Consider the following 21663-nt stretch of genomic DNA (forward strand, 5'->3'; position numbering starts at 1 on the left):
CAGTCTCGATCGGGGGGCGACGCCCATCGTTTGGCCTGCTGCCGTAGACTGGACGGCGCCAACCACTACTTATGCCAAGTCTGTGCGCGGTCGATTACCCAGTCGTGAACGCCCCGAACTCCTTGCGAGTGCGGGGCACTCGCCATTTTCGGCGGAGTGCCTACACGGTCCGAGCCAGGTGGCGAGCGCATTCTTGTGCTGGCTGCATCGGCGGGCGCGACCGTTCGACGTGTGTATTTGGCGACGAGCGCTGCCGCTCCATAACGCTCGCTGAGCAAAAGGTCGAGCATGGTTCTCGAGATGGTCGTCTCCGACGGATGCCGTTCTGACGATGTGGCTTGCTCAGAGATCTCCCGAGGCCGAACTGCGGGTGGTTGCGGACCGCCCTGGACTTCGCGCAAATTGTCGCCGTCCACGAGATATCCAGCGCAATGATTCGTCCCTGGTCCTCGCGGAAGTCTGGGTCGAAGGTTCGGCATGTCCTGGCTCTCTCCCCCTAGAGGGCCCTGCAGTCATAGGGTCCTCGATCGAGTTCTTGAAGGGCATGGTGAGGCCGGTTGTTTGGTGGATGCGTCGCGGGCTGGCAATGCGGGTTCGCTCTTCGGTGTTTGTGTGGCGTTGGGAAATGTGGGAAGTCGGGCGGCGAGCATGGTGAATGTCGCGAGGGAGATGGCACCGATGACTACGAGGGTGGTGCGCGGTCCCCAGGTTGAGGCGAATGCGCCAGCGGTCAAGGCGCCAGCCGGTGCGATGCCCCATGACAGCAGCCTGGTTATGCCGGTGGTGCGGCCGAGGAGTTCGATCGGGATGACGGTCTGGCGTAGTGCGGTAGAGGCGATGTTCCACAGAGCCGTTGCGGCGCTGCAGAGGAGGCATGCGACGGCGAGGAGGATCGGGCCGGGGGCTGCTGCGATGCTCAGCTGAGCGAGGCCGAGCAGGGCGACACTGGTCAGGAGCGTGGTGCGGTTCCGGTGCTCGGCGCCGCGGCCGATGGGAAGGCCGACGGCGATGCCGCCGGCTCCGCCTACGGCCAGGGCGAACCCGTACTCGCTGGGAGACATGTGAAGTGTGGTGTGTGCGAAGGTGACGAGAATGGCCGCTTGGCCTGTGTAGGCGAGATTGAGAATTGCTGAGGCAGTGGTCAGTTGTCGGATTGTGCGATCTGTGCGGAGGTGTCGTAGTCCGTCGCGGATGCTGGCTGCCAGACCGAGTTGCGGGATGGCCGACCGGATGGTGGGGAGGCGGTGGATGGCTGCGGCGGAGAGGAGGAAGGTTGCGGCGTCGGTGAGTAGAGGTGCGGCGCGGGCGGTGGTGTAGAGGATGCCGCCGATGGCCTGACCGATCAGGTCTCGCCCAATGAGCTGTCCGGATGTCAAGTGCCCGTTGACAGTGACGAGGCGTTCGGACGGGACGAGGCAGGGCAGCAGTGCGGTGGCGGCGCAGTCGAAAAGTACTCGTGCGCTCCCGAGGAAGAATGCCAGTGCGGCCAGTACCCACACGGATATTTGGTCGAGGGCGACTAAGCAGCCTGTCACAACGAGAGCTGCGCCGCGGATCAGGTCGGCTGCGATCATGATGCGGCGCCGGTCCCATCGGTCGGCGTAAGCGCCTGCTGGTAGTCCGAGGACGAGCCAGGGGAGTGAGGATGCTGCCGAGATTGCTGCCACTTGGAAGGGGCTGGCGAGTGTGGTGGCGGCGAGGAGGGGGAGTGCTGTCGAGCGGATGCCGTCTCCGATTGCTGATCCGGTCGATCCTGCGAGTAGCCAGCGGAGGTTGGTACGTTCAGAGGAAGATGGCGGCACGGAGTTCGCTCGTGTAAGAGTGACCGCGGTAGGTCAGCCAGCGTTGCCCGGGTGCCGGCAGCATCTCCGACAGCTCGACCTCGCCGTCGTTGCCGTGCAGCAGTCTGAGGAATTGGCGCACCAGCAGTGGTGAGTCCCAGTCCACGTACACCGGTTTCATTTCGGTGTTGATCTTGGCGAACATGTGTCGTGGCAGGCGGTGTTGTCGTCGTGTGTTCTGAGTCGCGAGGTACAGGGCCGCTTCTCGTCCGGCCGTTGCGGCGGCTGTGGGCGATGGTTCGAAAGATTCCAGCGGGAAACGCCAGGTTTCCCGGTGGAGAACGACGCGGCCGTGCATTACTCGGGGAACGTGTGACATGTGCCTGGTCCGCAACAAGCTGCCGCCCATGTGGCGTGGAAAGGTCAACGGGGACAGCGGATCTTCGACGATGCTCGGTCCACCAGCCGGAGCGCCGGTAAGGCGCAGTCTCGCGTCCAGGCCTTCGGCGTAGAGGCCAAGTCGCCCATCGCGTAGGGCGACTGACAACTGCGAGGGAATTAGCACCCGGGATCGGGGTTTGGGGGAACGACCGCTGACTTCCAGGTCGTAGCCGGGATACATGAGTTGTGTGATCGTCTTGTCGGCGTGGTCGCGGACGACGTCAACGAGTATCTCGTCGTCGGCGAGCAGGCTCAGGTAGCCCTGATGAATTGTCGGCAGCAATTGGGGTGCGTGGCGTTGCAGCAGTGGCGCGGCACTGCTGTGGGTCAACAGTTCCCGGGCGGCGTGGATTTCTCCGACCACGACAAGGAATTCGTCGCTGGTTAGCGCGGCGGGATCCGCAGCAGCGAAGAGGATATCGGCGTCGATCACTGCGGGCGGGTCACTGTCCAGCAACTCCAGCAGGGCGATGGATGCTGCAGGAGGAACAACTATTTCGTGGGCGTCTGAGACGGCATTGACGAAGACCAGATTGCTGATCTTCTGTTCCAAGGCGGCGACGTCGGCGGCGACCTCGGCGCAGGTGTCCACCAGCTGGTCTCGGTCCCGGAAGTACTGCCGGTAAAACCGGTCCAGTGAGACTTCGGAGTCGGTGGGGAAGCGGTCCGTGAACCAGGCGGTGAGGATCTCGTGTTCGCGGCGCATCAGCAGGCGCGGTCCGGCGAGAGCGATTTCATATGCGATCCGCAGGTCGTCGGTGAAGGCCGCTGCGATGTTGCTGCCGATACTCAGCTGGCGTAGGCCGCTGTCGGCCTCTTCGAAGAAGATTCCGCGGTCGGCGTAGTGATGTCCGGCGTAGCGGTGTGGTGGCCGTCCGGTGGCCAGCTCGAACCGGTCGCGGCTTCGGGCCATGATCGTTTCCCGCTCGGACAGTGACGCCTGCGGGAGTCGTTCGAGGTCGGGTTCCCACTTCTGTAGCTGCGATAGCCCCGTTGCCGCGGATTCAGGGGGCGCGGTGTTCAGCAGGTCACGCAATTCGTGCATCGGGCGGTTCGTCCCGACGGGTATCTCGAAGCCGGGGGCCACAACGCCATAGTCGATGAGGCCAGCCAGCGCCGCGTCGAACGACCCCACTCTTTCATCGCCGGGACCGTTTGGGCCGGCCCACATTCGGCGTAGCTGCGCAAGCGTGTGGTCCCCGTCGCACCGGTGCCAGAGCCAAATCCAGGCCGGGGCCATAGGTTGGCTGGCCAGGTGTCGCAACTGCCAGTGCTCCTCGGGGCCTGTGTAGGCGCGATGGGCGTACCGGTCCAGGAGGTGGCCGCTGACGAACGTGAGGGGCGTCCGTCGAGGTCGGGAGTGCTCGTTGAGCCTGGGGTCGGAACGAAAGGTATCGGCGAGTGCTTGCGCGGCCCAGTGCGTGAGGAAGGTGTGTCGTTGCAGGCCGGTGTCAGCGGTCCAGCGGATCCCTGCATGATCGGTGCGCACCTCTGCGGCTGTTACTGGGCCGAAGTGTGAGTTCGTTTCGTTCTTGGTCGTTACCCGCTGCAGATACATCGTCAGAAGGTCGGTGATCTTCCGGGCACGTTTGTCGATGGTTCCGTTGAACGCGTCGAGCCAGGTCGCGAATTGTGGATACGCCGTGTCGTTGGAGACCAGCAGCACCTCGCGCAGATTGTTGTCGTCGAAGATCTGCACAACGCGGCGGCGAGTCTCGTCCATTCGGGCGCGGTGCAGCCGGCCGAAATCCATGTACTCGCTGCGGAGTTCGGCGACCACCCGCTGATACCACGCCACGCACCTGACGCCCGAATCGTTGCCGTCGAACGCCTTGATCGCTACCCGGCGGAGTCGGGTCGACAACGGTCTGCGCTCGCCGATACGGGACAGACATTCCCCTCGGACCGGGTGATCCGTCGAACGAAGCAGCTCGCGGAATCGCTCGGCTGCGCGCTCCACTTCGCATTTGCGGGTATCAAGTGCCGCTGCTGCCTGTGTGATGTCCGCGTCGACCAGCGGATCCAGCAACTCGAGTGGAAATCCTGCCTGCCGCAGCATCATTATCGGCGCAAGCCACGGTGGTCGTCGAGACCGGAGGACTGTGTCCTGGGTGCAAGGGGCTTCGTCGGGGGTGATCATCATCGCCACCGTCGCGATCGGGTCAACATGTCGACGACCGGACCGAACGGAGTCGCCTCCCGGGACAAGTCCTTGGATGCGGTCAGTTCGTGCATGCCGATCAGCCGGAAAATCATGGCGCGCAAGGTCATCTGGTAAGTCTGGTCGTTGTCGATGAGCTCGGGTAAGCCGTCGGACCAGATCAGGGCGTCGGCGATCACGATCCCATCGGCGTACGCTGGAGGCCGCCAGTACGGGGAGAAGTCGATCACCGCTGGCGCGTGACCGGGCGCGAACAGAATGTTCTCACTCATGTCTCCGTGCACAATCTGCGCCGCGGCGTCGACCGGTCGCAGTCGCTCACTCAATCGCTGTACTAAGTACCGCACTGGTGTGCGCAGCGCGACGGCCTCCTGTTCGTCCCACGCGCATCGATCCGCTATCGCATAAGCGTGGCTGGCCGATGTGATGAAATCGGGTCGAGGTAGTGAGGCCGTCGCTCGATGGAACGCACGCCCGACCGCCAACACCTCGTGCCACCGGCCTGCGGAGCCGGTGACGCCGGGCAACCACCGCGATGCGCTCCACCCCGCCGCGACCCAACGCCCGTCGACTGCCCGCAACGGTTGTGCAACGCGGAACCCGTTGCACGGCAAAACATTCATCACCTCTGCCACCCATTGCGCCTCGTCCGGATCGTCAACTGGTTTGAGCACTGCGTCACCGACACGCACGCAGCGGCCATAGCCCCCAGGCATCGGCGATACCTGTCCACCGAGCCCGAACATCGCCAGTACATCGGGCGAGGGGATCGGCCGGGCTGCCACTGCGGATCCCGAGGTCAGCGCGTAATCAGCGGCCATTGGTTCCACCGCCTTTCCGATCGCCGGGCGGCCCTGGCACAGGGCAGCGCATTGATCCGACGTCAACCGAGCCTCCTCGCCCGGTTCGGAACACGCTACCGGCCACGCCGAGCAGGGATTCCCAGCTCTGGGGACCCGGTCAGGCGGGGTGGAGTTGAGCAGGCCCTGCGCGTCGTCTGAAGACAAGCCGGGCCGGGGTGACGGGGCAGCCGATGGCCCGGATGCCCGACACTCGGCACCCTTGTCTGGGTAATTGCTGGGATCAAGCGGGGCCGGTGTCGTTGGTCTCGCAACTTCGGTGTGGCAACGCTATGCCCACAGCTGGGAACTGGTTTGATGACTCGCTGACGGCTAAGCGTACCGTTCGTTCGGTATTGTTTTGTGCAGGGACGCCGAGCATGTCGGGCGGCCCTGAGCTCGACGGGGCGGTCAACCATGCCAGATCTGCAAGCCGTGATGGGGCGTACTGGGAATTCGTGGCGTTTGTGGGCTGTGGTCGGCGCCGCCGAAGGGCTTATCGGCATCCAGCTGTGGCATGTGATCAGGGAGCAGAACCGGTGGCCGTTCTGTAGCTACAACATGTTCAACTACCGACTCGGGGATCGGTCGTCGCAGATTCGCGTGGTGCTGGCAACGGACAGCGGACAGATAGACGGTCCGAACGACCCGTGGGGATTGTTGCCGCTGGAGATGTTCCGCATCGACTCGATGTTCCGACTGGTGTTCGACGGGGACGTGCCCAGCGCGGTGAGGGACAGCTTTTGCAGGACGGTACTGGATCGGTTGAACCGACACAGTTGGCCGCGATGGGATCAGGTCCGGCGGTCGCTGCGCCCGCCTGCGGGCGGCCGGTTCGTGGCGATTGCTGTATATCTGGTGCTGGTCGACTTCACCGTGAACAATCCGGAGGATCGCGCAGACGTCGTCGGAACTCGGTTGCTGCACCGGTACGACCCAGACGGTCGGCTCTCCTCCTCAACGCATGATCTATGGCACGGTGTGACAACATGACTCGGCGGCATGCTGTCGGGCGCTCGGTTCGACGTTGGTGGACGCGCCAAGAGGATGCGGCAGACCGACTTGCGCTCATCCGTCTAACGACTGGCCTGGCTATGCTGCGGGCCACCTGGCACTTGCCGCCCGGCTCGGTGTTCGGCCACGAAGGCCCGCTTCTCGACGCAGCGGCGGGGCATCGCCCGAAGCTACGCCTCTCGCGCAGGCAATTCGACGCAACGCGCTGGGTGTCTCTTCTATCAGTGGCGGCATGGACGCTTGGCTACGAGCACTGGCTGGTGAGAGCAAGTGCCAACGTGAGCTCGTGCATGGTCCACTGCCAGAATGCCCGCCTGCACGAGCGGTCGTGGAACTATGCATCGCATCTGCACGTGTTTCTGCTTTCGCTGTCAGCAGTTCGGACGCCCACGACCGAAACTCAATCTGCATTGGTCGCGGGCCTGCAATCGTATTTTGCGTCGATATACGCTCAAGCTGGGCTGTCGAAGTTGATCGCTGCAGGCCCACACTGGGCCGACGGCGCGACGTTGCGAGGAAGCTGGGCCGAGTACGGCACTCCTCTCGGTAGACGACTCAGCACCAGTGACCTGCGGATAGCGGCCGCCGCGAGTGGCGCAACGCTGCTGATCGAACTCGGGTTGCTGCCACTCCTGTTTCTCGCCGGTCGACGCGGGTGGAAGATCGTCGGCCTGTCATCGCTGGCGTTTCACGCAGCCTCGAAAGCCACCATGGATATCTCCTTCTGGCATCTCGCCTGGTTCGCCTACCCTCTGTTCCTCGCCGATACGACCGCTGTGTGCCCCAGGCTGGTAGCAGGATTGCCGCCCCACAACAAACACCCCGTCACATGAACAACGCGCACTGGGCCGTCTGACCCCATTCAACGGACACGCCCGCATCTGTCACAACTGCCACGACAACCGGAGCGGCGACGACCGGGCCGGATGGACGGGGCGCATCACTTGGAGGGGGTTGGACTGGGTGGGGTCCCGGTGAACCTTTGCCACTCTTGTTCCAGGTACTTTCCGTAGTCATCGCGGTATGCCCTGGAATGATCACGTAGACGGTCGGCGAGAAGATCGATTGCGGCGGGTCTGGTCAGATCATCGGCGACATAGCGGCCGTAGGTGGCTTTGGTGGCGCCGTCGATGTTGCCGATGTCCGGCCCGCTGTTGTCGAGGATTTCCCGCCGCACTTGGGCGGTGGTCAATCCTGCATTGGATTCGTCCTGAAACGCCCTGTACAGATTTTTTTCGAACCACTGCCGATAGTCTTCGCCGGGTTGGGGTTCGGTGGCCAAGAAACTGTATTCGGGGCTGGCGGTTGCGTGGCCACTTTCGTGCGCCAATACCGCTGTGATCAGTAGCGGATCGTTCTCTCCGGCCGGGTTGATGACGATCTCCTTCTCTTCCCGGCTGGTGATGCCTTGGGCTCCGATTGGGCCGTAACTGATCGTCCAGCCGTCGGCGAGAAGCTGCTGCACCTTCTTCGACAGGGTCGGCGACATCGCGACCAGCCGGTCGACCTCCGCCCCCAGACCGGTGGACTCTTCGGGCTCTTGCCCCGGATCATCCATCACGAGTTGCATACCGGAATAGATCCCCACGCCGGAAGTGAGCCCGAGCGCGAAACCTTTCACCAGCATCATTGCGCGGGCCTCGCGTTCGGCCAGGTCGTCGGCTGCCGGGCGCACGACCGAACTGGTCGCACGGTAACGCATCGAGGCCGCCGTAGCGAGGTGCCGAAGCCTCGAAGCCAGCACCTGCGCGCCGGCCTTGACGCTCTCGGTGATCGGTGCCCTCATTCTGAACCGGCTGCCAACACCCGAAAAGGCACCACCGGCGTGGTGGTGTTCGGTCGCGGCCGTGGCCGGAGCCACTTTCTTGAGGAGACCGACTGCGCCGCAAGGGGGTTCATGAACCAGCCTGCGATCGCTCCATCGACGTCGATTGTGTGCGCACCGGCCGCATCACCCATCGCAAATCCGCGATCGTGTGGGTCACGCGCCAGTTCCGATCGGTCGTGAGCTCAGTCAGGCCAGGTGTGCGGGTGACCTCTGGCAACGGAATGACCTGCGCCGCGGCGACAGGGGCGTTGAACTTGTCTGGGCCGATCTTTCCCCCGAATCTGAGTTGTTCCTGCATGAACATCGAGCCCTTCTTCGACCGGCAGTGTCACAATGGGAGGGGGGCCACTAGGGCTTGTCCGCTTCGGCAGCTGCTCCCGTCACCCATCGTGGCAGTGTCGAGCCCCGGTGCCCGACAGGTATCCCCAGCAGTGGGGCGGCCATGTAACGATCGAGCAGTCGTCCAAGTCGTTCCGCAGTTGCAGGAACAGCTCTTCCGGTTCTGGGGCAGGTCCATCGCGCGGGTCTCACATCGCTTGCAACTCGGTGCAGCGGCCCTGGCCATAGACCGCTCACGCGGCTGGCATGCCGGAGGGCGATTAGCGCCTCATACGGGAGTCTGGCTAATTCCTGGGGCGACCCTTCTGTTCACCGCACCAGCACGGCGTCCCCTACAAGTCCCACGGTGTGACGCTCTCCACCAATGGGGACAACGACGACACATCCCAGGTGTAGGAAAGGGGAGGCGACGGGTAGGGGAATCCCCGGGTGAGGTTCGACGAGTTAGCTGCCCTCATCACCGGCCTGGGCTATCGCATCGAACCGGACAACAACACGACGACCACCGACATCCACCGATACAGGGTCCCCGAGTCCGGCGCGAGGATCTTCGTCGTCGCCGACGCTGATCCTTACGGATGTGCTGATGTGGCTGCGGAGGACCCTGTCGAGCACAGAGTGGGCGATGTCTGGTCGATCACTTGTTCTCTGCTTGGTGGTCGCGCTGAAGCCTGAGCGAGGACACTGCGCCACCACCCCCACGGCGGTGCCGAAATGCGGACCGCATCACACTCCATCAGGGGATGTTCGAACGTTTTCGTAGCGCAGCATCACGAGCGCGTCCTCCGCCCACTCCGAGATACTTTGAGGTGGGGGTAGTTCCACGCCCGCAACGCCGCTCGTGGCGCCGAACTCCTGGGCCAGCGCTGCTATCTGCACTGAAGCCTGGAACAGTATCGCGGGGTCGTTGTCCGGGTCGCGTTGACGGCGATGCAGTCCACGAGCGCCGCGACGATGTCCGGGTGCATGCCAGACCTACCATTGACGATCTGGTTCACCCGGACGATCATCGACGCGCGAACAACGTGGCCGTGGTAATCAACCGGCTTCCAACGCGACCCGCAGCAATCTGGCACTTCCACGCCGATTGCCCGGCCGGGCCTCTTGTCTCGGATAACTCCGCGGAGGACTGGTCGCTCGCGGCATCCGCTCAACCGTGCGCGCGCGGCGGCGTTGTTCAGCCTGAGGCAACGATGCCGAAACCAGTCCTCGCCGAATCCTTGGGATGTCCAACGCTACCGATGCGGATGGACGGCGGTCCCTGCGAGTAGGTATGAGTGCCTACTCAGAGGCCGGAGTTCCGGCGATCCCGAAGACATCCGTCAGCATGAGAATTCGCTGTGCTCGAGCGAGTATCGGTAGGTCGCAGCCCTCGGTGATGTTTTCGCCGTTGTCGCCGAACTTCTCGACCGTCATCGCGGCCCAGGTGACATCTGTGGGGCCGGGCATGAAGTGACGATTGACGACCGGTGCGTCCATCGGGTCGATGCACAGCATCCCAGTCATTCCGGCACTCATCGCCACAAGGGCGGCATCTTCGAGTGCCGGCATACCTGACAGGCAGGGACCGTCGATCGGGCCCGGCAGGCGGGCTGCCCGGCTGGCGTTGACGAGGCGGCCGCGGACGAACGACAGCGCGACGGGGTCATCGGCGGTGAGCGTGTCACGGCGGTAGTCGCCTTTGCCGAATGCGAGTCGGGTGGTCGCCGGTGCCGAGGCGATGTCGAAGGCGTGTTCGACCCCGAGCGCCGTTTCGATCAGAGCCACGATCGGCAGCGCGGGTAGCTCGCTGGCCAATTGTGAGACCTGCTCAGGTAATTCAGTTTTCGCGAGCACCACGCCCTGCAGGCCGGGTGCAGCCCGAAGTGCCGTCACGTCCGCCTCATAGTCTGCGGTCCCGCTTGCATTGATGCGTACCCAGGCGTGGGACCCCTGCAGATGCTCGACGACGTTGCGTCGCGCGGCGGAGCGGCGGGTGCGGACGACGCCGTCTTCTAGATCGAGGATCGAGACATCCGCATCGGTAGTGGATGAATAGCGGCAGGTATCAGCTGCCGACATCAGCAGCCACGAACGCGCGAACTCGGTCGGGATCGTGATGCTCGGGAAGGTGGTGGGGTGCATGCCTGATGACATCCTTCTGGGCGGGGCGCGTCGGGCTTCGACGTGGAGCTCACTTGTTTCAGATGAGGCGAGATCGTTAGCTGAGCACCGCAGACAGCTGGTCAGCTAGCGCAGCTCAGCGACGGTCACTAAGGACTGGCTGGCTCGGGTACACATCGGGGGCCGACCCGCCAATACGCGTCGAAGGAAGCAGGTTCATCGCAACCGCGTGCAACGCACGTTGTTCCACCGAGCGAGTCACACGCCGTCTCGCTGGTAGCGGTCCAAGCAAACCTCCGGGCGATGTTCGCAACCAGCCTGCGAATTCCGACATGCCGTTGACCCTATTGCTTGACGTGCTGATTGGATTGCCAGCATTGGGAAGCGGTTCATCGGTTCCGATCCGAGATCTTTGGTCTGAAGTCGGAACGAGACGTGACAGCGCGGGTCATCCCGCTTCCCGCTATGCGTGCATGACAGCCTGGTCGAGGCGTTGTTGCTGTGCGTCGTTGAGTCCGAGTTTTGTCGCAGTGAGGTTCTCTTCGAGGTGAGCGAGAGAAGCGGTTCCGGGGATCGGCAGAATGACGGGGGAACGGGCGAGTAGCCAGGCGAGCATGACCTGGGGCGCGGTGGCATCGAGTTCGGCGGCGATGCCGGCGAGTGCGGTGGCACCGTTGGGGGCGGTCGCGGCGGCGACGGGTTGCCAGGGAAGAAAGGCGACACCGGCGGCCTCGCATTCCGCCAGGACGGATTCGTGGCCTCGGTCGAAAAGGTTGTAGCGGTTCTGTACGCTCGCGATCTCGGCGGTCTGCTGGGCCTCGGCGAGCTGCTCGGACGTGATCTCGGACAACCCGATGTGGCCGATCTTCCCTTGCTGTTGGAGGTCTCGGAGGGTGCCGACCTGATCGGCGATCGGAACTTTCGGGTCGATCCGGTGCAGCTGCAGGAGGCCGACGCGCTCGGTCCTGAGTCTGCGCAGGGCCTGCTCGACTTGCTTTCGCAGGCTCGCTGGCTGTCCGTCGTGTTCCCACTCATTCGGCCCGGACCGGGTGATGCCGACCTTGGTGGAGATCAGCAAGTCGTCCGGGTATGGATGCAGGGCCTCGGCCAGGAGTTCTTCGTTGGCGCCCCACCCGTACATATGGGCGGTATCGATCAAGGTGACGCCCAGTTCGACGGCGCGCCTGGCCACGGCGATCGCGGATTCCCTTCGATCGAGTGGCTCCGTCGGTAGTCGCATCGCGCCGAACCCGAGCCGAGAGACTTGGCATTCGCCGCCGATCGCGAACGAGCCTGCAGAGCCCGGAGTATTGGTTGGAGCTGACGTCATCGGGTTTCCCGTCATCGGTTCAACGATCCTTGTGTGCCCCATCCTGCCCTTGACCACGATGTTGCGCACCTGGGCCGAGTTCTGCTTCCGCATTGAAGCTGCTCAGGCGTGTTAGTCAGTGTGAGCAACGCCCGATTCAACCTTACGCACAGAAGCCGATCAGTCCGAATCCTGGTTGCGCCTGTGCGCTTCGTAACCACGAAACGCATTGCATGACGCCGCGACGGACCTCGGAGTCGACTGGTGGGGCGTCTTTTCCCTGGGCAATCGCCCGTTCCGCGACTTCGAACTGCTCGAGCGCTTCCGCGATCTGATCAGGCGTCCATTCCCCGCAGCTGGGCGGGAACCCGATCGGCAGTGAAGCCGGGAACCCATCAGCGCCGAGGAACGAGTCGACCGATACCGCGGTGATTCCGAGCTCGCGCATTCCCTTGTCCACCTCGGACAACCAGTCGCCTCGGAAAGGACTGAACCTGTCGTTGTCGAGAAACGAACCGGTGACTGAGCAGAGCCGCTTGTAGGCATAGCCGTACTGGAACGTGTGGCTACGGCCGGTGCTGAACGGACCGCCGTGAATCACCGCGTGCAGGGCCGCGTACGCGGTCGGTGCTCCTTCTTCGATCTCGTCACTGAAATAGTCGTCGTCACGGCGGAGTTGGTCGCCGTGTTTCGTGCGGATGGATTCCAGGAAATGGTCATCGCGTGATCCTACGAGGGCACGCGTGGCAGCCACATCCAGCAGGTAGATCTCCAGGCCGTAGCTCATCCGACGAGCCTAAGCGCCCTCTGCGAAGCTCGAAGTCCCACAGCTGGGGAGAGTGCCCGGGCGAGTGCCCTCGCGAATCGTATCGCGTGTTTACCTCGCTCGTCACGAGCTGGCGATCGCGATATCGGCGCCGCTGAACAGCAGGTCGGCCGGCCGTCTGGTACTTGTCGGAACCAGCTCGGCGTGTGGAGCCAGCGCGTGTAGTTCCCGGAGGAATACCTCGATCGCCAGTGCGGCCAGTTGCTTTCCGGGGCAGATGTGACGGCCGAAGCCGAAAGTCAACGGCAGCTTGCCCTTTCCGTCCATGCTCCACAGGTCAGGAAAGGCGGCCGGGTCCCGGTTGGCCGCCGCGAACAACGCCAGCACCGGTCCTGTTGACAGGGTCGCGCCGCTGGGCAGGGTGATCGGTCTTTCGGCTTTGCGTTTCCACGCCACCAGACCGGGGTCGAGCTGCAGCAGCTTCAATGCGACTCTGCCCGCCTGGCTCTGTTCGGCGAGCATGTCCCACCAGCGGCGGTCGCCTGGCGTGAGTAGCCGTTCGAGGCCCTGCTGGATGGTTCCGCTGACCGTGTGAACGCCGGCGGCGAGGGAATTCGCCATGGCCGAAACAGCGACGCGACGCGGAATGTCCGCTTCCCGCAATCGATGCGCGAGGCCGGAACCGTCGGCTACCGTGCGGGCGGAGACCGTGAACAGCCAGCCGAGCGCCTGTACCGCTGTGCCGAGCTCGCGGCCGCGCAAGTGCCTGCCGAGCAGCCCGGACTGGGCTCCACTCCAGACGGCGACGTTCGGCCAGGCCTCCGGCGGCAATCCGACGGCTTCGGCGGTGATCCGTGCCGCGTATGTGATCGACAAGGCGGTCACATCGAGTTCAGATGTGGTGTCGGCGGCGTTCAGCGCGGCGTGAAAGTGCGCGGACATCGTTGCTGCCCGCGTATCGCGTTGCCCTGGGGGAATCGTGAAGTGGCCGTCGGCTCCCGCCATGGTTGACCAGACCTTGGCGTGAAGGACTTTGTCGGTCAGGTTCGCGGTCGCCTTGGCCGGCGGCGGGAATAGGTGCTGGACGAACGGGGGAATGGCCGAGGGTGTCGCCGCGATCCGCCGATACCCGACCAGCGGGTCCAACGAATTCGCCGCGCTGAGGCCGGGCACCGTGGCTTCGAGCACCGTGCGGACGTCGTCATACTTCCAGACCATCCGAAGCCCGGAAGGATGGTGATAACTCGTCTCGACCGCCTCGTGCAATCGCCGGTATCTCTCGTCTCGCCTCGCGTAGGACAGCTGGTTGGGCGTGACCGTGGCGAATGGAAAACTCATGATGCTGGATCCGTCCCGCGAAGACCTTTACCTCGAGATCCTGGGGTGTTCCCATTCCTGGAAAGGTTCGGACGGTGACTGGGCGGGATGCCCGCGCGCTGTGACCTGGTGTCCCGCGCGAGATCACGCGCGTGGTCTCCGTATGACAGCGCAGGTCACGATTCGTCGAAGACTTCGATGCGGTGGCTGTCGACGATGTGGCCGTTCTCGTCTTCGATCCGCAAGGCCTCAAGTCGGGATTTGACGGTCTGGTTGACTCCGTTCATGAAGTGCATTTTCAGCTGTGGTGGTTTGCCGTCGACCCAGTACTCGGTGTTCATGTGGGAGATGGCGAGCTGCCTGCGGGCCTGTGCTTCCAGTTCCTTCTGGAAAGAGCGTTGAGAGTCGGGGTCGTTGGTTTTGACTTCATGCCATACGCGACCCCCGTCGGTCACGATGTCCACTTCGCTGGCCATTGGCGTCCCGGTTGGTGTCCTGACATCGACGAGCGGGCCGAGATTATGGATGTTGTCCAGCTTCTGTGCCATCGTGACTTCACCCTCGAATCCACGGATTCCCGCGCCGGGGCCCTGCAAGGCGGCTTCGTTGATCATGCGTCGGGTGATCGGGTCTCCTCCCGTCGTGCCGTTTTGCACCGTGTCCTCGAAACGGGTGACGATCTTGCGGTAGGTGTCGATCCCTGCCTGCCATCGGTCAGCGCCCTTGTCCGCCAGCTCTGGCGACCTCTCCAGCAGCGCGGTCAAGCGCTCCTGGGTCGCATCGAGACGCTGGTGCATGGCTGTGAGTTTTTCGCTGGCCGCACGGAGCTCTGCTGCCGACAGCGGCTGCTGCTCGTACCGGTGCGTGTCCGCGAGCCGGTCGGCGATGCTGACCCCGTCGCGCTCAGCCGCTGTCTGCATCTTGTTGAACCACTGGTTGGTGTTGTTCGCCGCGACGCCGTCGATCATCCGTTGGGCCTTTGCCGTCTGGGCGAAAGCTTCGGTTTGGCGCTCGGCGAGGCGATCTGCCACGTGCGACGGGAATCCGCGTCGGGCGAATTCGGCCCGTTGCTCCAGCAGGGTGTCACGATATGTATTGACCATCGGTTGTCGCCGGTAATCGTGGTATCGGTCGTGCAGCAGAGCCCTGGCATCGGCCACTGTACGCGCGTCGGCACCGCTGTTCTCGATCCGATCCACAGCTTGCTTCAAGCCCTTTGGTAGCTGGTCGACCTGCGCGCCCTGCGTTGCGAAACGCTCGAGCATGTCGTCTGCGTGCCGGGACAAGATTCCTGCTGGTGAGGTGCCCACCTCACGCAGTACCGGGATGAGGCCGATTCTGTCCACCCATTCGGCGGTCCTTGCCGTCGCGTCACGGGTGATCAGTTGTTGTGCGCGCTCCCCGTGCAGGTATTCCCCAGCCTGGGACAGCGCGGACGCGTGGGCCGTGTCAGCGGAATCGCCGCGCTCCTGAAGTTCGCTGGACTTGTTGTTGAGAAACTCCCGCCGCAGTTGGCTCTCCCGCACCCGGCGCTGTTCGGAGTAGTGGTCTAGTATCGCTCGCTCGACCCGCGTCGTAGTCCGCGCGTCCGCCCCGGCAGCGCGGGAACTCGTCAGCAAACGTCGTATAGCCTCAGGAAGGCCGTGCCCTTCGCGACCGTTCACAGGGGAGCGTAACGACCTTTCCGCCTCACCCGCGGCCGCCACGATCTGCTGTTCGCCGCGCTGCTCGCCGCCTTCGAACCTGCGGATCGCGTGGCGAAGCTGATCACTGTTGTCCCCGTACGCATCGTGCAGATCTCGACCGAGCCGACGATGGAGCAGTTCGACCGAGTCGTCCCGCAGCCGCCGGAACAGCACAGCCAGGTCATCGGAAAAGAAGCCCCTCATCACACGCCACCGCGGCCAACGCACAGGTGAAGTTCGACTGCGAACACCATCACTTGGATCATGGCGCGGCAGTCGGTGCACGGCCGGGGTCTGAGTCCTGCACCCCGGCTGTGCGGGTTGTCGCTGCGCCTTGATGCGCGGCATCGGGATAGGCCACGTCCACCTCCTTGGCCGCCTCGCGGGTGCGATCCCCCACGGGCATGTGAGGACGAGAGTGACGGGATATCGAATCATCCGGGTGGGGAGGACTCACCCCCACAGGGTGGGGATTCAAGCGCCACGGCGACGAGCGCGGTGCTCAGCTTCTCGGCGAGGCGAAGCCCCAGAGCATCGGTTCACCCTCACCCGGTACGAAAATTGTGAGGAAGGGGCCCGCCGCGTCGGAGGTGTGCCGGGTCGATCGAAATCGCCTCCGCGCGTGGGACACCTGGCATTTCGAGTGCCTGCAGCAACTCGAGCAATGACTCACCCCACGTGTGTGGGAGGGTTGTTCGTCATGAGTGGTCGGTGAGTTCGCCGATGATCTTGCCGACCGTGTCAGCTCGCTCGGCCGGGCTGGCGGCTTTCATCAGCCGCAGGATGAGTCCGTATCGAGCGGTGCGACCGAGGCTTTCGAAGTTGGCTTGGGCTGCCGGATTGTCAGCCAGGGCGGCCGTCAGGTCATCGGGGACAGTCGCCGTCGACTGAGGTGCGTAGGCCCGCTCCCAACGACCGTCGGCACGGGCGGCTGCGATCGCGGCCAGGCCCGCCTCGCGCATACGTCCGGATTGGATTAGAGCCTCGGCTCTGGCGACGTTGACGGCGGACCACGAACTACGGGACGTCCTGGGAGAGTACCTCTGGAGGTAGTGAGAGTCGTCGAATCGACGGCGGATGCTGTCGATCCAGCCGTAGCACAGGGCACCGTCGAGTGCCTCGCTGATCGTGATCGTAGGAGTGCTCGCGCCCTTCTTGGCGATCTTGAGCCAGATCCCAGGGCTGCTCGCGTGATTGTCGGCGAGCCAGGTGTCCCACTGCGCGGCGGTGACGCAGGTGATGATCGGGATCCCACCGAATTCATCCATGATCTTCTCCAGCTCTCGGGGCGTTTGGTCGGTGATTCTCGCAATTCGGGGCGTCGGATTCATCTGACCCGGGCGATGAGGCGATCGCGAACGCGCTCGGTGGACTCGACCCAGGCGGGCGCGGCCGCTGCATTTCGCGCTGGCCGTCTGAGTGCCGCCGCCGCGACGAGCTGGACCATCGCGTCGTGGCGGACGAGATGAACAGCCAAAGCTGATCGGGTTCTCTCGACATCGACATGGTTGCGTCCGAGCGCATGATCGAGGCGAATCAGGTACGTGATGTAGGCCGCCAGATGGACGTTTCGCCGGCCGTCGGAGGTTGGCCCGTCGGTCGGCGAATCAACGGTCAAATTCGCGCAGCCGAATGCCAGGCGCGCCGGACTGACTGTGCCCCGGTCGATCTGGTCCCACAGGCGGTCGAGTTCGCGACGATGGGCAACGAAGCTCGCGGAGAAAAACGTGGCGATCAGTTCCGTCGTCGTGGCGTGTCGTTCCGATCGGCGAATCACCACCAGGATCACGAGGGTTCCGCTCACGATACTGGCGACAACGCCGAGGACAGTGGCCACTGTCATGTTCACAATTCGCCGTTTCTGGTCATCACGATAAAGGGGCCGCACTTCGCCGGAGGGAACGATAGGAGTCGAAGGCGATTTCCGCGCGTCCCTGGGTTCCCTGTCGTGGGAATGAATCCCGTGCCCATGCGATCGCGTGCGGGACACACTGCGACCGGGACGCGAACCGCGAATGTCGTCGCGCGATAGCGAGCAGGAGGTGTTGAGTGTCGAGCAAGCTGCACAACATCGGCATCGTCCTGGGGCAGCGGCTGACGCGCGCCACTGAGGCTTCGGTGCGGTGGGCGCACTATCGGTCCGGCTCACTGACGATCGTCATTCGCGACGCCCTGGATGACCTCGCTTTCCGCGACTCCGGACTAACCAGTCGTGGTCACTGCATCGACAGCGCGCGGCACTGGATGCCGCCAACAGCGGCACCACGCCCTCCCACCGGCGTAATTCTGAACGGCATGGATGTCGAAGGAAGGGAGCTTTCGCTGTTCTCTGGTGACATCAGTAAGGTGGTTCTCCGTGATCCGGCGGGCAATCCGGCAGGGATGGCGTACCCCACTGACAGCTCGGTCGCGGAGTTCTTCGGAAGGCTGTCCGTCCGCGGGAATGCTGGTGCCTTCACGGTGGTGAAGTTCCGAAATGCCGACAAGGCAGTGCCTGTCGGAGCAGACGAGTCGCCGTGGCTGGAGTCCGGCGGGGTCTTCGTGCACGCCACTCTTGACCCCGTCGCGCAACTCTTCCGGGTGAAGGCAGATGTTCCAACCCTCGAATCCCGCGGTGAGATCGGCGAAGGCGGTGGATCGACGATCTGGCTGACGCCGGAGAACATGGCGAAAGCTGTGGCCGACGAGCCTGTGCTGCGGAAGATCGCTGATGTGCGGGCTGAGCGGGCTGCCGTGGTCATGCTGAGCGGAGGTGCAGGATATCCGAACAGTACGGTGGCCGCGCGATTCGCCGACGCACTGCACGAGGCAGGCTTTCATCGAGACGTGTACTTCCCGACCGGTGCGCAAATCGTCGGCACATTGCCCTTCCTGAGTGTCGAGCGGCTCCTGGACGTGGGACCCGGTCTCTCGGCGTGGGATCTCTATCCGGCGACGTCTGGTCGTTTCGACCGGTTGGCGCCACCGGATGCGTAGCACAAGATCGGCGTTTCGGGCCTGAATGGGGAGTGCCCCCGCTGCTGAGTGGGGTAGGGGCAGCGGGGGCACTGTCGCCACGGTGCGGCGGGGGGACGCCGATCGGGCCGCTGATCGGTTTGTCCCTGTGCGGAGGAACGTGTCGCCCAGCCCGATGTGAATCGTGACGAGTTCGGCACCCTTCTGCGTTGGCGTGGTGCCGAACTCGAACCTAGCGGACGCGACAGAAGCGGGTGCCGTGCTGTTCCCAATGTTGGGAAGTCTCAAGATTCCCGCGGCTCGCTGTGGTCCAATCGCGCTGCGGCGACGATGATCACCAGGCAGACGACGGCAGTGACCGCGATGGCCGTCCCAGCGGTCGTGCGGTCGATCAGGACGCCGACGGCGGGTGTGGTCGCGGTCGCTCCGAGTGTCATCGCGAATCCGTGCAGGCCGGTGACCAGACCTCGGGCCTGATCCGGTGCGAGTTCACTGATCCGGACAGAACAGGCGGCGAGCGACGGTGCACATGCGAGACCTGCCGGCACGAGTAAGAGCGCGAGACCTTGCCAGGTGCCGACCGGTGCGAGCAAGAACGTGAACCCGGTCAGTGCGAGCGAGTACGAGAACAACCGAATCCCGCCACCGCTGAGGCCGTACACAAACCCTCCGGCCGCGGAGGCGAGTGCCCAGAGCGCGTAGATCGGCGCGATGAGTGCCTGCTGTCCGTGCGACTGAAGTTTTGCGACGAGCGTGAGTTCGGTTGCGACAGAAAGCGCCACAGTCGTCGAGGCGATCAGCAGCGCGGCGAGAAGCGGCCGCGAGAACCAGCCGCGCAGTGCCCTCCGCGGCGCCTGGTCGCTCTCGCTACGCGTAGGAGGATCGAGGAACCACAGCAACGTGTTGACGATCAGCCAGCAGGCCCCGAACGTCCACATCACCGCCGCCGATCCCACATGGAGAAGCGTCAGGACACCGAGGGCCGGTCCGAGTACGTAGGCGAGATCGGTCGTGATCGAGTCCACCGCGAAGGCCGCCCGCCAGTGACACCTCGGTGCGATCGCGGCGGCGCATTGCCGCACCACCGAGTTGATCGGCATTCCGAGCGCGCTGGCTACCAGCGCCGCGGGAAGCAAGGCGGACAGAGAGAGCAGTGGTGCGGCGACCCAAAAGCCCGCTTCGGCGCAGGCAGTCAGGATCAGCGTTGTTCGCAAGCCGCGGCGGTCGTTGATCCACCCCATCGCTGGAGCCCCGATGCCGCTGCCGACGGCAGCCGCGGATCCGACCAGCCCGGCGGCTGCGTAGCCGTGGCCCATCTCGTGCACGACGTGCATCGTCAGGACGATCGGTGCTGCGGCGGCGGGGACCCGTGCGAAGAGAGCGATCAAGGCCAGGCTCCGGAATCGGCCGATGGCGAACACGGCGCGGTAGGGCCCCAGTTCGGGCATGGTGCGCGCTCCCGGTGCGTAGGTCAATGTGGCGGCGATGGGGGCCGCCCCCGACGGCGGCCCCCATCGCTCAGGAATTGTCGGTTTCGAAGTAGAGCCGGACCTCGACCTCGGTGAAAGCCTTTCCACCGCCGGGCATCCGGCGCTGCTCGGCCTTCTCGATCGGTTCGATCGGAATGATGGCGCGAACCTTGTTGCGAGTCTGCATGGTTACTTCCTCCTGCGTTGCTTTGTTGTTTGTCGAACGGCCCTTTCTGCGATGTCAGCTCATAGCCCTCCCGTGATATCCGAGGTAGTGCAAGTGGAGGTGGTCGGCGATGACCCGGCGCTGCTCGGTGACTGCGGTCACGGAACCGGTCCGGGGGCTGAACACGGTGTGCCAGCGATCTTCGGTGCGGCTTTCGAAATGGTGAACAACCGGCAGGAGCCCGCGGGAGTGATGTGGCCGGGCCTGGAAGACGAGGACGTCACCGGCACGGTGTGGGACCGGTACGGACGCGACACTCATCTGGTCGGCGTAGACCTCCGAGAACATGTCGTTGATCTCGGCGTGCGTTCGCCCCCCCCGTCGCGCTTCGGTGAGTACGCCGGCGATCTCTTGGACCTGCGCGTAGCTGCGGATCGAGCTGAATCGGGCGGCGGCCGAACCGCGGAGTGTCAGATGGACATTGAGGCCATGGATTTCCGACGGATCCGGGTCGTAGAGGTTCGCGGGGTAGTCGGTGTGCGGGTCCGCGTCACCGAGACCGATCGTGCGTCCGCCCTCGAGGGTGGCGAGGTCGGACGCCGCGACGGAATCGTCGGCCATCTCGGCACGCGCGATCAGATCGAGCACATGGCACACCACGTAGGGATAGACGAATCCGCTCCGGGTCCCGTACGGCAGCACTGCGCTGACATCGGGGGAGTGAACCAGGTCGATCAGATCGTGGCTTCCGCGAAGTTCCGCCGCGCGCGTGGTTCGCTCGGCCACGTGAGCCGACATCACGGCCGGGATGCGCAGGGCGACGGTGTCGGCATGAAAGTCGGCGATGGGCTCCACCCGGAATCCGGCCTTCTCGATCGCGACAGCAATGCGCTCGAGGTGCGCGGAGTTCTGCGACACCGGCGCCCGGTCAATTCTATTGTGTGTCATGGTGCTGCTGGCCCGCTAGTTCTCGCTCGGTCATCGATCAGGCTTCGCACGGTTCCGCAATGGAGATCCCCCGCGTAGTCATGCTGGTGGTCACATGGTCGCCGTGAATCCATCGCGGCCGCATCAGTAGCCGCATCGGTATACGTCGGCCGACGTGGACGCGCCGACGTGGCATTGCGCCGCGTGCGGGACCGAGTCCGTCGCACCGCATCCGTAGGCCGCGTCCGAACCACCGATGCGCCACCGGCGTGCTCACGGGATTCTGTGAGCCGCAGACTGAGAAGTGACGATGATCGAGGACGGCGAGGCATGAGCTCAACTCCGGACATCCCCGGCCCGGCAGGGAATACCATCGCCGGTGCGTCGGTCGTGCCGGCGCGCGTCTGCGTTGAATCCGGGGAGGCGGCGACGGGTGATCGCCCTCCGTCTGGGCCGTCATCTACCTCGCCACGGACGAGGTCGGACTCGCGTGTGCTTTCTGCTGGCTGCGGCCTTTCGACCAGGGCACTTTCGACGTCCTGTGGAACGCGGGTTTCCGAATA

19 protein-coding genes are annotated in these 21663 nt (G+C 64.2%); 4 read left to right on the forward strand and 15 right to left on the reverse strand.

All coding sequences use genetic code 11. The features are described from left to right. Window positions 1–512: 512 nt before the first annotated feature. From DFR69_RS28230 to DFR69_RS28240, 3 genes are all read right to left on the reverse strand, one after another. Entirely contained in the window at window positions 513–1802 is a 1290-nt protein-coding gene (locus DFR69_RS28230) for an MFS transporter (protein ID WP_110040689.1), read from the reverse strand. Beyond that, window positions 1783–4284: a lantibiotic dehydratase gene (locus tag DFR69_RS28235; protein WP_167456435.1), complete on the reverse strand. Its 2502-nt coding sequence runs from the start codon at window positions 4282–4284 to the stop codon at window positions 1783–1785. The genes DFR69_RS28230 and DFR69_RS28235 overlap by 20 nt, the downstream gene beginning before the upstream one ends. A gap of 77 nt (window positions 4285–4361) precedes the next feature. After that, window positions 4362–5270 carry a phosphotransferase gene (locus DFR69_RS28240; RefSeq protein WP_146229440.1) on the reverse strand — a complete coding sequence of 303 codons (909 nt, stop codon included), beginning with the start codon at window positions 5268–5270 and terminating at the stop codon, window positions 4362–4364. Window positions 5271–5639: 369 nt separating this feature from the next. On the opposite strand from DFR69_RS28240, the gene DFR69_RS28245 reads away from it, so the two are divergent. Together DFR69_RS28245 and DFR69_RS34210 are read left to right on the forward strand one after the other, a co-directional pair. After that, on the forward strand, window positions 5640–6215 hold the full coding sequence (locus DFR69_RS28245) for a hypothetical protein (protein ID WP_146229441.1): 576 nt from the start codon (window positions 5640–5642) through the stop codon (window positions 6213–6215). Window positions 6216–6316: 101 nt separating this feature from the next. After that, complete coding sequence (locus DFR69_RS34210) at window positions 6317–7069, forward strand: hypothetical protein (RefSeq protein WP_146229442.1); 753 nt, start codon at window positions 6317–6319, stop codon at window positions 7067–7069. 107 nt (window positions 7070–7176) lie between these two features. Here the strand turns inward: DFR69_RS34210 and DFR69_RS28250 are convergent, their stop codons facing one another. Then, complete coding sequence (locus tag DFR69_RS28250; protein ID WP_146229443.1) at window positions 7177–8097, reverse strand: hypothetical protein; 921 nt, start codon at window positions 8095–8097, stop codon at window positions 7177–7179. A 34-nt stretch (window positions 8098–8131) separates the two neighbouring features. Then, the gene (locus tag DFR69_RS28255) at window positions 8132–8368 is read right to left on the reverse strand and encodes a hypothetical protein (RefSeq protein ID WP_110040694.1); all 237 of its coding nucleotides are present in this window, start codon (window positions 8366–8368) and stop codon (window positions 8132–8134) included. A 464-nt stretch (window positions 8369–8832) separates the two neighbouring features. Between DFR69_RS28255 and DFR69_RS28260 the strand changes: the two genes are divergently transcribed. After that, window positions 8833–9078, forward strand: coding sequence for a toprim domain-containing protein (locus DFR69_RS28260; protein WP_110040695.1), 246 nt, complete (start codon window positions 8833–8835; stop codon window positions 9076–9078). Between the two features lie 606 nt (window positions 9079–9684). Here the strand turns inward: DFR69_RS28260 and DFR69_RS28270 are convergent. From DFR69_RS28270 to DFR69_RS28300, 7 genes are all read right to left on the reverse strand, one after another. After that, window positions 9685–10527: an HpcH/HpaI aldolase/citrate lyase family protein gene (locus tag DFR69_RS28270; RefSeq protein ID WP_110040697.1), complete on the reverse strand. Its 843-nt coding sequence runs from the start codon at window positions 10525–10527 to the stop codon at window positions 9685–9687. A gap of 442 nt (window positions 10528–10969) precedes the next feature. Next, window positions 10970–11836, reverse strand: a complete 867-nt coding sequence (locus DFR69_RS28275; RefSeq protein ID WP_110040698.1) for an aldo/keto reductase — start codon at window positions 11834–11836, stop codon at window positions 10970–10972. 142 nt (window positions 11837–11978) lie between these two features. Beyond that, complete coding sequence (locus DFR69_RS28280; RefSeq protein ID WP_110040699.1) at window positions 11979–12602, reverse strand: DUF7691 family protein; 624 nt, start codon at window positions 12600–12602, stop codon at window positions 11979–11981. Between the two features lie 102 nt (window positions 12603–12704). Then, window positions 12705–13847, reverse strand: coding sequence for a cytochrome P450 family protein (locus tag DFR69_RS28285; RefSeq protein ID WP_146229444.1), 1143 nt, complete (start codon window positions 13845–13847; stop codon window positions 12705–12707). 227 nt (window positions 13848–14074) lie between these two features. Continuing rightward, window positions 14075–15787: a hypothetical protein gene (locus DFR69_RS28290; protein WP_110040701.1), complete on the reverse strand. Its 1713-nt coding sequence runs from the start codon at window positions 15785–15787 to the stop codon at window positions 14075–14077. 494 nt (window positions 15788–16281) lie between these two features. Beyond that, window positions 16282–16914, reverse strand: coding sequence for a YdeI/OmpD-associated family protein (locus tag DFR69_RS28295; RefSeq protein ID WP_244198497.1), 633 nt, complete (start codon window positions 16912–16914; stop codon window positions 16282–16284). Further along, a complete protein-coding gene (locus DFR69_RS28300) occupies window positions 16911–17432 on the reverse strand; it encodes a hypothetical protein (protein ID WP_147123841.1) in 522 nt (173 codons plus the stop codon). Before DFR69_RS28300 ends, DFR69_RS28295 begins: the two co-directional genes overlap by 4 nt. Before the next feature lie 200 nt (window positions 17433–17632). Between DFR69_RS28300 and DFR69_RS34220 the strand changes: the two genes are divergently transcribed. Beyond that, window positions 17633–18559, forward strand: a complete 927-nt coding sequence (locus tag DFR69_RS34220) for a hypothetical protein (protein WP_146229446.1) — start codon at window positions 17633–17635, stop codon at window positions 18557–18559. Between the two features lie 263 nt (window positions 18560–18822). Here the strand turns inward: DFR69_RS34220 and DFR69_RS28310 are convergent, their stop codons facing one another. From DFR69_RS28310 to DFR69_RS28315, 3 genes are all read right to left on the reverse strand, one after another. Further along, on the reverse strand, window positions 18823–19986 hold the full coding sequence (locus tag DFR69_RS28310; RefSeq protein WP_110040705.1) for an MFS transporter: 1164 nt from the start codon (window positions 19984–19986) through the stop codon (window positions 18823–18825). Between the two features lie 70 nt (window positions 19987–20056). Next, window positions 20057–20194, reverse strand: coding sequence for a hypothetical protein (locus DFR69_RS34670; protein WP_167456436.1), 138 nt, complete (start codon window positions 20192–20194; stop codon window positions 20057–20059). Window positions 20195–20248: 54 nt separating this feature from the next. After that, the gene (locus DFR69_RS28315; RefSeq protein ID WP_146229447.1) at window positions 20249–21028 is read right to left on the reverse strand and encodes a hypothetical protein; all 780 of its coding nucleotides are present in this window, start codon (window positions 21026–21028) and stop codon (window positions 20249–20251) included. Between the last annotated feature and the right edge of the window lie 635 nt (window positions 21029–21663).

Origin of the sequence: Nocardia neocaledoniensis (genome assembly GCF_003182135.1) — a bacterium.
GTDB classification, from domain to species: domain Bacteria; phylum Actinomycetota; class Actinomycetes; order Mycobacteriales; family Mycobacteriaceae; genus Nocardia; species Nocardia neocaledoniensis.

What these genes read in the sequence shown, in the direction of transcription:
- DFR69_RS28235 (WP_167456435.1), bottom strand. Translation starts at nt 4,284, where the DNA reads ATGATGCTGCGGCAGGCAGGATTTCCACTCGAGTTGCTGGATCCGCTG.
- DFR69_RS28245 (WP_146229441.1), top strand. Translation starts at nt 5,640, where the DNA reads ATGCCAGATCTGCAAGCCGTGATGGGGCGTACTGGGAATTCGTGGCGT.
- DFR69_RS34210 (WP_146229442.1), top strand. Translation starts at nt 6,317, where the DNA reads ATGCTGCGGGCCACCTGGCACTTGCCGCCCGGCTCGGTGTTCGGCCAC.
- DFR69_RS28255 (WP_110040694.1), bottom strand. Translation starts at nt 8,368, where the DNA reads ATGTTCATGCAGGAACAACTCAGATTCGGGGGAAAGATCGGCCCAGAC.
- DFR69_RS28270 (WP_110040697.1), bottom strand. Translation starts at nt 10,527, where the DNA reads ATGCACCCCACCACCTTCCCGAGCATCACGATCCCGACCGAGTTCGCG.
- DFR69_RS28275 (WP_110040698.1), bottom strand. Translation starts at nt 11,836, where the DNA reads ATGACGTCAGCTCCAACCAATACTCCGGGCTCTGCAGGCTCGTTCGCG.
- DFR69_RS28280 (WP_110040699.1), bottom strand. Translation starts at nt 12,602, where the DNA reads ATGAGCTACGGCCTGGAGATCTACCTGCTGGATGTGGCTGCCACGCGT.
- DFR69_RS28290 (WP_110040701.1), bottom strand. Translation starts at nt 15,787, where the DNA reads ATGAGGGGCTTCTTTTCCGATGACCTGGCTGTGCTGTTCCGGCGGCTG.
- DFR69_RS28295 (WP_244198497.1), bottom strand. Translation starts at nt 16,914, where the DNA reads ATGAATCCGACGCCCCGAATTGCGAGAATCACCGACCAAACGCCCCGA.
- DFR69_RS28310 (WP_110040705.1), bottom strand. Translation starts at nt 19,986, where the DNA reads ATGCCCGAACTGGGGCCCTACCGCGCCGTGTTCGCCATCGGCCGATTC.
- DFR69_RS34670 (WP_167456436.1), bottom strand. Translation starts at nt 20,194, where the DNA reads ATGCAGACTCGCAACAAGGTTCGCGCCATCATTCCGATCGAACCGATC.